Consider the following 12,493-nt stretch of genomic DNA (forward strand, 5'->3'; position numbering starts at 1 on the left):
TGGGAGCATGAAGGAGTACTTACTTCCCCAGGATGAGTTTAGGGTAGTATTCGTAATTGGGAAGGGAGGGGTGGGGAAAACAACCACAGCAGCCTCCCTTGCGGTTGCCTTGGCGGAAGCAGGTTACAAAACTCTCATAGTTTCTCTGGATCCAGCCCACAACCTTGGAGATGTTTTAATGGAGAAGCTTTCAGACGAGCCAAAGGAGATAATGGAAAACCTCCACGCGAGCGAACTTGACATGGAGGGAATGATTAAGGAGTACTTAGAGCACCTTGAGAAGAACTTGAAGAACATGTATAAGTATTTAACAGTAATAAACCTTGAGAAATACTTCGAAGTTCTCAGGTACTCCCCTGGGATAGAGGAGTATGCTACCCTTGAGGCTATAAGAGAAATACTCAGTGAAGGAAATAATTGGGATGTCATAGTGTTTGACACTCCTCCAACAGGCCTCACGCTGAGGGTTCTCGCCTTGCCGAGGATCTCTTTAATATGGGCGGACAAGCTAATAGAGATCAGAAGGAAGATACTCGAGAGAAGAAGGGCAATAGCAAAGATTCAAGGAGAGCAGAAGTTTGTAGTTGAGGGAGAGGAGATAAAGCTCCCAACGGAGGAGGAAGAGGACGGAGTAATGAAGGAGCTGAAGGCCTACAGGGACGAGATTGAATTCGTGTACAAGACTATAACCAATCCCAAGAAGACCTCAGTCGTTGCGGTCATGAATCCGGAGATGCTTCCCCTCTATGAAACCAAGAGAGCTTATGAGAGCTTGAAAAAGTTCAAGATTCCCTTCAACTTAGTAGTCATGAACAAGGTAATTAAGCTTGAACATGAAGTTCCTGAGATAAAGGTCAAAATTAAAGCTCAGAAGAAGGTTATGGAGGAGGTAAGAAAAGAATTCGAAGGCGTTGATGTAGTCGAGGTACCAATGTTCCAAGAAGAGCCAAGGGGGATCGAGTGGCTGAAGAGGGTTGGAGGTATGATAGTTGGAAGTTCTTGAGAGGCTGAGGAAAGTCAAAAATCCGTTCACGGGCCAAGATATAGTCAGTGAGGGCCTCGTAACTAGGGTTGATAAAGAGGACAATAAGATTATTATTTACATGGCCTTTGCTAGAAATACGCCGAGAAAGCCTGCGGCGATGGCAATGGTCTGGCCCATTCAGGCGAAGATAGTGAAGGACATTGTGAGTGTCCTAAAAGATTATGAGGTTGAGATTTTAGATGATCTAACACTCCAAAGGTACTACCCGGTGGAGGAGGTATAATGGAGGTCTCAATGATTATCTTCATAATAATGGTTCTCGCCGCTGTTTCATCCTTGCAGTTCTACAAGGGGAGAAAGCTCAACCTGATGCTTATGCAACATTACCTGAGGAGCATAGAAGACATAGTGAAGCCCAAAGATAAGGACTACATATGGTTAGGGGGATACGTAGGTTTTAGGGCCTATTACAAGCTTGACGACCCAGATGTACTAAAGTTCGAGTACACTTTGACACTTCTCCCAAGGCACAGCATCCTCTACTTCCCAGTCTCCCTCCTAATAAACAGGCATGACAAGCTTTACATTGTTGTCAGGCCGACGTTTGAAATAGAGAGAGAAGTCCACTTCCTCCAGAAGGGGTACTTCAGAATGAGGCCAGGGATTGAGAGGGAAATTGAGCTACTTAAGGGGGAGGAGGAGGTTAATGGAGTAAAGTTTGAGACGCTCTTTGATAACTATGAGGATGTTAAGGAGGTGAAAGAGTTCATTGAAGGGTTTTCAAATGTGAAGAACATCAAGCATGTCGCGATAGTTCCAAAGACTAATGTAATCTACATTTTTATGAAACCAGAGCCAGATACAATAGAAAAAGATGTAAGGAACGTGATAAGATTTGTAAGAAACTTCCCAAAAGGGATGAAAGGTTAGCACTTTGCCTTTCTCTTTTCCTTGTAGAACCAGTCAGCAGCCTTGCAGTACTCAAATAGCTCTTCGGGCTTAAAGTACAGGTTGATCTCTCTTTCAGCGCTCTCTTTTGAATCGCTTGCATGGATTACATTGTATATGGCATCGCCAATCTCTAGACCATAATCCCCCCTAATAGTTCCTGGGGCGGCATCTTTTGGATCAGTTGCTCCGGCCATTCTCCTAACAACCTCAATTGCATGTCTCCCTTCAACGACCATTACAACTACGGGAGCCTTTGTAATGTACTCTATGAGGGCATTGAAAAATGGCTTACCTTTGTGCTCCTCGTAGTGTTTCTCTGCTAATTCTCTGTTTATCCAAATCATCTTCATCCCAACGATCTTTAGTCCCTTTCTTTCGAACCTACTTATTATTTCACCAATTAGTCCCCTAACAACAGCATCAGGCTTTATTATCACCAAAGTCCTCTCCACTTCTTCCATCAGCGACACCACTAATACCTTCTTGGGAGGATTTAATTAACTTATCTATCTCGAAAATGAAGAATGTCAAGCCACTTGCAACCCCCACCAAGACGAATGGCATTTTTGACGGAAGGGGCAATCCTCTGTGCCACTTGTAGAGGAGGTAATTCTGGTAGAGAAAAGCATAGACGAACCACATCAAGATTAAGCTTTCAATGGTTGTTATTAAAACATCCTTCCACTTTTTCACAAATATATCAAACTCCACCCCCACCAGACCTCCAGAACCTCCTAAGCTTGATCTTCATGAGGGGCAAAGTCACTGGTCTCATGGTCTCAACCATCCAGTCGGGGAGATCCTTTTTAACGTTATTCCACAGGACTCTGTAATCAAGGATAACTATGCTCCCCTTTTCCTCAGCAGAGCGATGAACCCTTCCAGCGGCTTGAGCGAGCTTCCTGTGGGCAGGTAGAACGTAGCCGTAGTACCTTCCCTTCCCAGGAAACTTCTTCTCGAAGTACCTTATCTGAGCTTGAACCCTCGGAGTTGGCCGAGCATAGGGAATGCCCACTAGAACAACACCATTCATTTCATCTCCTGAGTAATCTTGACCTTCACTGTTCCTCCCTCCCATGACGCCAAAGAGAACTGCTCCGTTTTTCTTTGCGTGCAATTTGAACTCTCTAACCATGGCATCATTTTCACTTGAGCTTGCATCCTTCTTCTCTATGAATACCCTCTTCCCTATTTCCTCCTCGATCTTTACGTGAACATTGGTACTTATTATTCCCTCCAATACCTCGTATGAAGCCGTAAAAACACCCACGTTCTTGGGAATTATCTTCACAGCCTCAAAAATGTACTCGGCGATCTTCCTGTATAGACTGGGACTCCTCTCCTCTCCCCTCGTCGAAACATCCCTCGCAACTAAAACTATTGCGTTTTCCCTTTTTACCATCCTGGGGAACTTCTTTACTTCAGCATTTACTCCTATGATGTCCCTAAATGCCTCGAGAGGGCTTAGAGTTCCCGACATGAAGATTGCAGAGTGAACCTCGTTAACGAACTCCAAGGCCACTGAGGGATCAAGGGCTACGAGCTCCAGAGCGAGCCCTCTTTCCCTGCTAAAAAGATGGATGTAGTCCTCTCTATTTCCAACGGAGAGCCAATTCCACAGAAACTCTCCTACCCTTCCAACGTAGCTCCTTGGAGGTAGATTCCTCTCGATCTTGTCCTCTCTTATCGCATCCCCAATTTCTATCATGTAGTTTATGATTTCAGTTAGATCCCTGGGAGAGTAAGAGAGGACAAGCATGGGATGTTCAAAGACCTCCTGGGGCCTTATAGGGATCTCGGAGGATTCATAATTTTCAAGCCTTTTTTTGTACAGTACCTCTAGTCCCCTCAAGAATATCGAGAGGAAGTTTTCAATCTCGTCTTCTCCGTACTCATGAGCCTCCCTGATTGCCCTTTCTATGCTTCTTACGCTCAGCCTGTCACTTAACGTTGATATTGCCTGATCGGGAACGTTATGGGCCTCATCAAATATCACTATTAAATCGGAGTAATCAACTCCAAGGCTGTCCATAAAGGCCTGCCTTATCCGGGGATTCAACATATATAGGTAGCTTGCCACGATTACGTTAGCTTTCTCACCGATTTTCCTCGTCACCTCATACGGACACAGATCCAGTAATTCAGAGTATTCAAGAATTTCCCAGGGAAAACACGGCCTTTCCAGGAAGAATTCAACGATTTCCTTTACCCTATCTTTCTTCTCCTTTAGGTTTTCATAGAACTTACACTTCCCGAGCTTTCTCAGGCTTTTACAAACGACCATGCTCGTGTAAGCATCTGGGGAGAACGTCTGAATATACTTGTGAAGACACAAGTCTTTTCTACTTCTAAACTCGACTCCACTAACGTTTCCTACCTTCCTTATTGCTTTGAGCTCCTCTATAACCCTATCCATCTGTTTGTGCGTCCTCGCTAGGTAGATCACCTTGTACCCCAGGGAAATTGCATAGGGCAATACTCCGGCCAGAACGCTTATTGTCTTTCCAAAGCCCGTAGGAGCTTCTATTATTAAGTTCTTTCCGCTTTTAACGGCTTCCTTAACTAGGTTTATGAACTCCTCCTGATGGGGTCGAAGGCTCTGGTATGGAAAATACTCCGGCATCGCTATCGCCTCTCTCTAAGTAAAACTCCTCAAAAATCTACCGAGGCTATATAGGCTACTGTATAATAAGAGGGCAGATAAAAACATGTGATTGCAAATGAACATGAGCGAAAAGTTTTTTATAGATGAATAGTCTGTTTATTCCCTTTGTTATGTTTGTGTGTAGATTTTGTGGTTTTGTTTGGGTCGTTTCCCTTCAGCCTGGGTTAAGGTGCCCTGATGTGAAGGGGACTAACCTCCTCCCCACCTTTCAAAGAAAAAAGACAACTGATAACGGAAACTGTATCTCGAAGTTAGTTACATCCTCAAACACAGGGGGCAGTTTATAAGTTCTAACGCAATTCTTATATATTTTTACTACTTCCTAATTTTTAGTGATCGAAATGAGGAAGGTAATTTTTGCATTTATCCTAGGTATGATAGTTGGGAGTGGAGTGTTCTTAGTGCCAAAGACCATTACTAAAAGTCCAGAAATCAATGGGCAGATGTTCATAGGAAGGCAGGATATATACTATGCTGGTTATCCTGGGGATGTTATAGAGCTTCATGTTTACTGGATCAGAAAGATGGGCAATATGTCAGCAGTCTACGGTGTGAGAGATCTGCCTAAGTGCTTGAACCTTCTGACAATAGTACCCTCTCACGATATTATTGGGGAAGGGATTGAAGAGTACAAGTTCATTATTCTGCTACAGCTTAGGAAGGAAGGCAAGTGCATCGCAGATGATGCGAAGTTCGTTCTTCGCTCGGGCAATATTGAAGTTAAGATACCAATGAGGATAGTAGCTTACGGCGTGAAGGAGAGCGGCAAACTGAGGGTAGATACTTCTAAGGTAGCGGAGATTGGAAGTGAGGGCAAGCTAGATGGTAGCAGGCTAGAGTATGAGATATATAACCCAACGAACTCAACCGTGTATATAAAGGGGGTAAGAGTGGAGATACCCGGGATAAGGGTCGTGGATTTCTCTCCATTTGAAATTCCCCCGAAAACTTCGAGGGTTCTAACATTTGCCCTGAAGGATGAGAGGTCCACGAAAACGAACATCGTGTTTATAAGACCACTTCTCCTGTATACCATTGACAGTAAGACCATAGAAATGCCTCTAGGGGAGTACAGGTTTGAAATCATTCCGAGTTACAACGATGTCATAAGGTTGCTCTCGGACAAAACCTTGGTCATTGTTAAATAGTGACAAAAGGGCCGAAAGGCTTAAGAGGGCATAATTATGGAAAACTTGCAATCTGACTTCCTCTCCGCCCCTTGGGTGGGGGCTCTAATGAGTTAACCCTTTGCCAGTGGCAAGGAGGTTTTGAGGGGTTTCATTATGAGATCAGCCTCTCTGGCTGGGTCTTAGACCAGTTCCCCTTACCTACCGTTTTTGCCAAATTCTTTAAATTGTTTCAAGCGTTTTCTATATTATTGCACAAGCATGGGCTAACTCTAACAAAATTCTTCCTGCTCTTTTGAGGGTTGTAGTTTTACTGTCACGCTCCTTTTCACTCTTCTTCACCAGCTTCTTTGACTTTTTAATCCACGTTTTTATGGCTTCGCTTACTGCTATTCCAAGTGCACCCTTCCTAATGATAATTCTTATGTGTTTTACAGGATTTTTACCGGGCTGTTTCCGTTCAGCCTGAAGGTTAATGACCTCCCGTTTGACCTGGTAGCCTCAATGTGGACAGGCGTAAAAAGCCAACCGCACCAGTTACACTATAACTGGTAGCGGAAACGGATCACAGTCCTCATGTAATACTCTAAATATTCCGTTTCCTCTCTAAATAAGTGGATATACTCCCTAATATCGATTCTTGTTAGGTGTCTCATTTCCAATTTATTTTGTTTGACTTCATATTACCTCAATTTTAGCCAACCATCTCATCAAACTTGAACTCGAGCAGTTTAATTTCCCTGAGAGGTTCTAATTCAAGAATTCCTGAACGATTCTCAGGCTTGAACAGTAACCTGAGCGGAACGAGCATGTTATCTCTAACGAGATACACATAAGTGACTCACCTAGTCCCTCTACCCTTATCTATTGTTCTCAGGGTATTTCCTTCAATTTCCATTTTGAATTCACCAAAAATTATTCCTCTAGAGGCTCAATCTCTATCGCCACAACCCCATACTTCTTCTCCCTTTCCTCGTCATAAAACTGCCTGTATATTTGCACTCCCTCCTCAACGCTTTCGACCCCAGGGAGAACGTTCTCCAATCCTTCTTTCTCAAGCATTTCCCTGAATGATTTGTAGACCCTAATTGCCTTGACCCTGACCTTTAACCTCCCTCCTTCAAAGGAGATTATATCCCCAGGCTTTATCTGCCTCCTCTTCTCGTCGTAAAGCCTCCCCTCAATTTTCTTCTTCCCGGCCTTTATGAGCTCAAGGTATTCCTCCTGAAGCCCCATCTCCCACTCCATTTTAACCACCCCTTGCCTCAAGTTTGGCCTCATGTTTTTAAGAACCTTTTAGTATAATTTTGTTCTCCTATATTTAACTTTGATTAGTAAAATTATCATAACTATTAGTGTCTTGATATATTATTTAAACCACGTATTATTTATACGGCATAAGTTTTATAATATATACCCTAACCTAATACATAATAAAAATATCTCTATGGAGGTGTTATGCTTGAAAAGGATTTTTAGTTTAATCATTGGAATATTAGTCCTAGGACTAACGAGCGGATTTAGTAGCGCTGCAGAACCAGAAACAAAAGCTGCTTCGTCATCTCCCTACTATTGGAATAGGCACTTTGTAGGTAAAGTGGGCGTTGCCTCAACGTATCTGCCTAAGGCAGTTGCGGTAAATGAAGATGATACTGTGACACTCCCACAAGTCTTCTTCCTTAGGGTGAAACTCGGAAATAGTTGGAAGTATAGGTGGAACCACTATTATTTCCCCACGAGCTCTGGGCATTGGATCTCAATCGAGATTACCAAACCTAGTCCTGATACTTATGTGGGGATCGTAAGAGGCAGGGAAGGTATCTTTATTGTAGATTCAGGACATAATACGTCAGGTCTAGAAGACAAATACAAAGGGTTTTTCAAGAAAGCCATAGATCTTCTAGCTGATATTCTCGGCATCCCAAGCTTTAGTGATATCATATCTAGTTTAGGGGAGAGTAAGAGAGATAGCTATACAATCCAGATTTCATGGAATGATCAAAAACCGTTCCTTGACGTTAAGAAGATAACAATCAAATTCTACGGAATATCTACATTTAAAGGTACAGATTATGGAGCCGGGCTAACTTGGATAATAACCAATCCTAAGGAAGGTGACTATAAATTCAAGGTAAGTGGAGGGGCAACCTTATATATAGCTCGGTATTCTCACAATAGCATTCCCACTCCTATACTAGGAAGGAATCACGTGATTCCATATTCAGTTCTTGGGAAACAACGAGAAGTGCAAGTATTATTGTAAAAACAAGAATATATTATTATACCTAGAGTTACGAGGAGTGGATGGAAGTGAAAAATTTGAAAACACTTCTAATCATTATTATTCTTTCTATTTCTATCTTTGTAGCATGTTTGAAATACTCACAATATGAGAGGATAAAACAAAAAGAAATAGAGCTCAACAAAACCCTAGAGTTAATAGAGTCTGATCTTCAGGCCTATAAGTTGGAGTATAACCGCACTTACAGGAGTTACCTCAATCAAAAATTGAGCAGAGAAGATATTGAAAATGCCATTAAAAGAGTGTTGTTTCTTAAAAATAAGCTCATTGAATTAAATGCTTCGAAGGAAGATATAAAGAGCGTTGATAATTGTATTAAGGATGTATATACCCTTCAAGAGGAGGGCAAATTTTACACTGCTCTAAAGCAGAGTAGAAGTTGTGCCATTATCGCTTCAGATTCACTTGGCTCAATCCTTGCAGTTTCGGATCGTATAAAACTAATAGAGTATGCCCAGGAAGAGCTTCGAAACCTTACCATCATGAAAAATGAAGTCGAGAAAGAGTGGAAAAAGATACTGGAGAGGGGAGTTAATTTTACCGATTACATGGTAGTTGGCCTCATAGTAGAAGAAGACATTCTCAAGCCAGAAATCTTCATGAACGATTCACGTAATTTCTTGAAAAGACTTCAAAAAATGCCAAACCCTCAAACTCCAGAAGAAATTGAAAACGTCACTATATTAGGAGGCTGGGTAGGAGGTTACCTGGAATTTGCCAGAAGTTTCTTGGAAGATGCGCGAGTGCTAATGACTCGTGTTAACTCCGGTAACTTCAGTCCAAATGAATTACAGGAGGATGTATATGCACTCAGGGGCTACCTCTTAAGTATTGACATTCCATGCAATTCCACGAAGTTCATGGCTGCAGTGGCGTGCAACTGGAAAGAGTATAATAAAAAATTGGGGCTTATGGGGGCAGAGAGGGAGTATTATTCTGCGGCAATTTATTATCTCCTATACGCAATTGCAAAATGAACATATAAGTGAATTTAAAACTCTAGATCTAGCCTTTAACAGTACGAGAACCACCATGGATAGAGTGAAGATGGTCCTTGATCTAAGATATGAGGCTCTGACTTTGCTAAATAGTTGCCCTCAAGATCCGATAACGTCTTTATACGTGAGTGATGCAGTGGGGTGGTATTTCAAGCAGGGAGATATAATCTTGGAACATATGTTAGAATTCCGGGGAGAGGATCCAACGCCTCAGCCAATATATAGCTATGAGATGGCGAAAATCATCGCTAAGAAGATGTGTCGCGCTTTCATACTAGATCGCATAAACAATTCTGAGAATTCTTATTCTTAATTGACTGTTGGAATGTAGCCTGCAAATCAATTGAAGAAGTTGAAAGTATAGCACTTTGTAAGGAAAAGCCTAGTGTCTTGAATCTTTCACTTCAAGGTACAGCTCTATCGCCTCTCTTATATTCTTAAGGACTTCATCTTCGGTCTCTCCCTGACTCAAACATCCTGGGAGCTCTGGAACATAGGCAACGTACCCTCCCTCCGGCTGAGGTTCAAGAACTACTTGGAACTTCCTTGACTCGACAAAAAGCTCAATGCCCCTCATTTCTTTCACCTAAATACTCCATAATCCCCTTAATTGAATTTACTATTCCTTGCATCTCCCTAAATTTTATGTCCTCTTCAAGCTTCTCGTAAGGCTTTAGGAGCTCATCTCTCTCCAAGAGTTCTTCGATTATCGAATCAATGCCCTTTCCCATGTTCCCCCTTACAACCTCTACCCACAGCTCCACCTGCTTCTTATGCCTTTCCAGTATCTTTGGATTTTCAAGCATGCCAAAGTGAGCGAAGCATATCTTCTTGCTCCCTAAGGAGATCATCTTTTCGAGGGATTCAATGTAGAGCTCCTTAATGAACTTTGGAGGGGTTGCCGGCCTGAGGTACACTTCACCATCAACGTCTAAGTACACTCCCGCAGAATCCCCAGTGAAGAGGTACTCGCCAAAGAGGTAGCTCTGGTGATGCGAGGCATGCCCAGGGGTTTCAACAACTTCAATCCCCTCGGGCGGTTTCGCGATGTTCTCTTCTGGAATTGGGAGAGGTCTCCCATATGCCAAAGCTACTTCACCGAGAACCCTCTTGCTCGCCTCCCACAGCTTCTCGGGATTAACTAAATGCCTGACTCCCCTCTCGTGAACGACGACTTTAGCCTTAGGGTACAGCCTGAGGAAGTGGCCTATCCCTCCCGCATGGTCGAGGTGGATGTGAGTAAGCAAAACGTACTCCACCTTAACTCCTAGAGAATCCAGGGCCCGCTTAAGGGTTTTCACCGTTGATGCTGGGCCAACGTCAACCACCGCGTTGAGATCTTTTATCACCCAGGAGCCAATGAACTTTCTGTAGCCCTTTAACTCAAGGGGGAGTTCGATCAAGTATAGATTACCATACTCGATTATCACTTCCCCCACCGTTACCGTTAATAAAAGGAGCGCGCTATTAAGTTATGGTGGAACTTATGCAGAAAATAGAGGCTATCTATGAGGATGGCGTGTTTAAGCCCCTGAAAAAGGTGAACTTAAAAAAACGGGCAGAAAGTAATAATTCATGTATTTCCGAGCATTACCGAGAAGACCTTCGGAGTAATAAAACTAGACAGAAAGGAAGTCGATAAGATAATCGAGGAGATAGAAGATGGCTGGGGGGAAGGTATTCTTTGATTCTAACGTTTTAATTTATCATCTTTCTGGCATCGAAGATGCAAAGGAGTTAATCATGATGGTTGAGCTTGGGGAGGTAAAAGGGTTAATAAATCCAATCGTTACTTCTGAAGTTCTGTTCTACTATATAAGGACTAAAATCAAGATGAGACCTTACGATATCAAGAGAAATCCATCTATCATTGAAGCTCTTAACTTGACGCCCGTGTTTGAGTTACTCTCGATATTTGAGATCCTTAACGTTAGTGGGGAGGTGCTCTCAGATCTTGATGCTGTTATAAAAAAGTATGATCTGCTACCTAACGATGCAATAATAGCTGCAACTTGCAGGCACTACGGAATTGATAAAATTGCAACCTTCGATGAGGACTTCGAGAGAGTGGACTTTCTTAAAGGGAGGAGGTAGTATGAGGGAGGTAACACCTAAGAAGATTATGGAGATGAAGGGCAGGGAAAAGATAACCATGATCACAGCTTACGACTATCCCTCGGCACTCTTGGCAGATAAGGCCGGCTTCGATATCGTGTTCGTAGGAGATTCCCTGGGGATGGTTGTTTACGGTGATGAGAACACCCTAAATGTGACGATGGAGCAAATGGTCTTTCACACTAGGGCTGTAGCAAAGGCCGTAAAGAGGGCTCTTGTTTTGGCGGACATGCCCTTCGGAAGCTACGAGGTCAGCGTTGAAGAGGGAGTTAAGAATGCGATAAAGCTGATTCAGGCCGGAGCAGATGCCGTAAAAATAGAAGGTGGGGCTGATCATGAAAAGCTTGTGAGGAAGCTCGTTAGGATGGGAATCCCCGTCATGGGCCACACGGGCTTAACACCGCAGAGGTACCTCAGGCTTGGGGGCTACAGGATAATGGGTGGCACTGATGAAGAGGTTGAGGAGATAATAAGGGATGCAAAGGCTTTGGAGAGGGCAGGGGCCTTTGCAGTGGTTTTGGAGTTCGTCTATGCGGATGTTGCTAAGATGGTTACCGAGGAAGTTTCAATACCGACCATTGGCATTGGAGCTGGTCCCTGGGTTGATGGTCAAGTTTTAGTCTGGCACGACGTCCTCGGCTTAATAGATTTCTCACCGCCGTTCGCGAAGAGGTATGCAAACTTAAAGGAGGAGATACTCAAGGCAATAAGCGAGTTTAAGCGGGAAGTTAAGGAGGGCAAGTTCCCAGGGAAGGAGCACTACTGGACGAGGGAGTAAATTTAGGGGATGAATTTAAGTTTTAGGTCGGAAACTTTTGCGATATCTAAGAAGTCGCTATCCCTTGTTACTAATTCTTCTCCATTATTAATGCAGATTGACGCTATTAGCAAATCAGCGAATGACTTTGGTTTCCCAATCTTTAGAAGTGATATCTGGATAGTATGAGCGAGTAGAATATCCTCAAACGTAGGAAACAAGACATTTCCATAGAATCTTTTGTATCTGACAATTCCAGGATATTCGACAAAGGTGACACCTGTTATGTTTTCATTAATTTCCTGCCTATTTTTCACCCTTTCAATAACGATGCTCGTATCTAATACAACCATTTAATCCTCTCCTTTTCCTTATTCCTCACATAAAAGTCCTGTAATATTTCATCCTCTAACTCATCTTCTGTTATCCCAAGCATCTCCCTTAGTTTATTTATTGACATAACCTTTGGTGAAATCTCAGCTAATGCCCTGTTTATTACCTCCTTTAACTTTTTTTCATCCACCCAATCTGGAACTTCTATGGTGATAACCTTGCTCAACAATGACACCTCCAAATGAAGTTATTGGACAATT

At 42.9% G+C, this 12,493-nt stretch carries 18 protein-coding genes; 9 read left to right on the plus strand and 9 right to left on the minus strand.

Annotation, left to right across the window (positions count from 1 at the left end):
* Positions 1-7: 7 nt before the first annotated feature.
* The 3 genes from P8X24_RS09270 to P8X24_RS09280 are packed head-to-tail and all read left to right on the plus strand — an operon-like array spanning position 8 to position 1,915.
* Positions 8-1,003, plus strand: coding sequence for an ArsA family ATPase (locus P8X24_RS09270; protein ID WP_372915587.1), 996 nt, complete (start codon positions 8-10; stop codon positions 1,001-1,003).
* Positions 990-1,268: an iron-sulfur cluster assembly protein gene (locus tag P8X24_RS09275; RefSeq protein WP_372915589.1), complete on the plus strand. Its 279-nt coding sequence runs from the start codon at positions 990-992 to the stop codon at positions 1,266-1,268. Before P8X24_RS09270 ends, P8X24_RS09275 begins: the two co-directional genes overlap by 14 nt.
* Positions 1,268-1,915, plus strand: coding sequence for a hypothetical protein (locus P8X24_RS09280; protein ID WP_372915590.1), 648 nt, complete (start codon positions 1,268-1,270; stop codon positions 1,913-1,915). The genes P8X24_RS09275 and P8X24_RS09280 overlap by 1 nt, the downstream gene beginning before the upstream one ends.
* Here P8X24_RS09280 and ndk read toward each other — a convergent pair.
* The 3 genes from ndk to P8X24_RS09295 are packed head-to-tail and all read right to left on the minus strand — an operon-like array spanning position 1,912 to position 4,559.
* Entirely contained in the window at positions 1,912-2,397 is a 486-nt protein-coding gene (gene ndk, locus P8X24_RS09285; RefSeq protein ID WP_372915592.1) for a nucleoside-diphosphate kinase, read from the minus strand. The genes P8X24_RS09280 and ndk overlap by 4 nt on opposite strands.
* A complete protein-coding gene (locus P8X24_RS09290) occupies positions 2,357-2,647 on the minus strand; it encodes a hypothetical protein (protein WP_372915594.1) in 291 nt (96 codons plus the stop codon). Before P8X24_RS09290 ends, ndk begins: the two co-directional genes overlap by 41 nt.
* Entirely contained in the window at positions 2,637-4,559 is a 1,923-nt protein-coding gene (locus P8X24_RS09295) for a helicase C-terminal domain-containing protein (protein WP_372915596.1), read from the minus strand. Before P8X24_RS09295 ends, P8X24_RS09290 begins: the two co-directional genes overlap by 11 nt.
* 374 nt (positions 4,560-4,933) lie before the next feature.
* Between P8X24_RS09295 and P8X24_RS09300 the strand changes: the two genes are divergently transcribed.
* Complete coding sequence (locus P8X24_RS09300) at positions 4,934-5,749, plus strand: hypothetical protein (protein WP_372915598.1); 816 nt, start codon at positions 4,934-4,936, stop codon at positions 5,747-5,749.
* Positions 5,750-6,422: 673 nt separating this feature from the next.
* Here P8X24_RS09300 and P8X24_RS09305 read toward each other — a convergent pair.
* Positions 6,423-6,560, minus strand: coding sequence for a hypothetical protein (locus P8X24_RS09305; protein ID WP_372915600.1), 138 nt, complete (start codon positions 6,558-6,560; stop codon positions 6,423-6,425).
* An 83-nt stretch (positions 6,561-6,643) separates the two neighbouring features.
* Positions 6,644-6,976 (minus strand): ASCH domain-containing protein, encoded by a 333-nt coding sequence (locus P8X24_RS09310; RefSeq protein ID WP_372915602.1) that lies wholly within the window; start codon positions 6,974-6,976, stop codon positions 6,644-6,646.
* A gap of 214 nt (positions 6,977-7,190) precedes the next feature.
* Between P8X24_RS09310 and P8X24_RS09315 the strand changes: the two genes are divergently transcribed.
* The gene (locus tag P8X24_RS09315; protein ID WP_372915604.1) at positions 7,191-7,991 is read left to right on the plus strand and encodes a hypothetical protein; all 801 of its coding nucleotides are present in this window, start codon (positions 7,191-7,193) and stop codon (positions 7,989-7,991) included.
* A 41-nt stretch (positions 7,992-8,032) separates the two neighbouring features.
* Positions 8,033-9,007 (plus strand): 1-deoxy-D-xylulose-5-phosphate synthase, encoded by a 975-nt coding sequence (locus tag P8X24_RS09320; protein ID WP_372915605.1) that lies wholly within the window; start codon positions 8,033-8,035, stop codon positions 9,005-9,007.
* A 403-nt stretch (positions 9,008-9,410) separates the two neighbouring features.
* On the opposite strand, the gene P8X24_RS09325 is transcribed toward P8X24_RS09320, so the two are convergent.
* Both P8X24_RS09325 and P8X24_RS09330 read right to left on the minus strand, forming a co-directional pair.
* Positions 9,411-9,605, minus strand: coding sequence for a type II toxin-antitoxin system HicB family antitoxin (locus P8X24_RS09325; protein ID WP_372915607.1), 195 nt, complete (start codon positions 9,603-9,605; stop codon positions 9,411-9,413).
* On the minus strand, positions 9,592-10,458 hold the full coding sequence (locus P8X24_RS09330) for an MBL fold metallo-hydrolase (protein ID WP_372915609.1): 867 nt from the start codon (positions 10,456-10,458) through the stop codon (positions 9,592-9,594). Before P8X24_RS09330 ends, P8X24_RS09325 begins: the two co-directional genes overlap by 14 nt.
* Positions 10,459-10,514: 56 nt before the next feature.
* On the opposite strand from P8X24_RS09330, the gene P8X24_RS09335 reads away from it, so the two are divergent.
* From P8X24_RS09335 to panB, 3 genes are read left to right on the plus strand one after another with little or no spacing between them, the layout of a single operon-like run.
* Positions 10,515-10,670, plus strand: a complete 156-nt coding sequence (locus tag P8X24_RS09335; RefSeq protein WP_372915611.1) for an antitoxin AF2212-like protein — start codon at positions 10,515-10,517, stop codon at positions 10,668-10,670.
* A 20-nt stretch (positions 10,671-10,690) separates the two neighbouring features.
* Entirely contained in the window at positions 10,691-11,122 is a 432-nt protein-coding gene (locus P8X24_RS09340) for a type II toxin-antitoxin system VapC family toxin (RefSeq protein ID WP_372915613.1), read from the plus strand.
* A 1-nt stretch (position 11,123) separates the two neighbouring features.
* Positions 11,124-11,921, plus strand: a complete 798-nt coding sequence (gene panB, locus P8X24_RS09345; protein WP_372915615.1) for a 3-methyl-2-oxobutanoate hydroxymethyltransferase — start codon at positions 11,124-11,126, stop codon at positions 11,919-11,921.
* A 2-nt stretch (positions 11,922-11,923) separates the two neighbouring features.
* Here the strand turns inward: panB and P8X24_RS09350 are convergent, their stop codons facing one another.
* A complete protein-coding gene (locus tag P8X24_RS09350; RefSeq protein WP_372915617.1) occupies positions 11,924-12,253 on the minus strand; it encodes a DNA-binding protein in 330 nt (109 codons plus the stop codon).
* A complete protein-coding gene (locus P8X24_RS09355; protein ID WP_372915618.1) occupies positions 12,241-12,459 on the minus strand; it encodes a hypothetical protein in 219 nt (72 codons plus the stop codon). The genes P8X24_RS09350 and P8X24_RS09355 overlap by 13 nt, the downstream gene beginning before the upstream one ends.
* Positions 12,460-12,493 lie beyond the last annotated feature (34 nt).

Source organism: Pyrococcus kukulkanii (assembly GCF_041647995.1).
In the GTDB taxonomy this organism is placed as follows: Archaea; Methanobacteriota_B; Thermococci; order Thermococcales; family Thermococcaceae; genus Pyrococcus.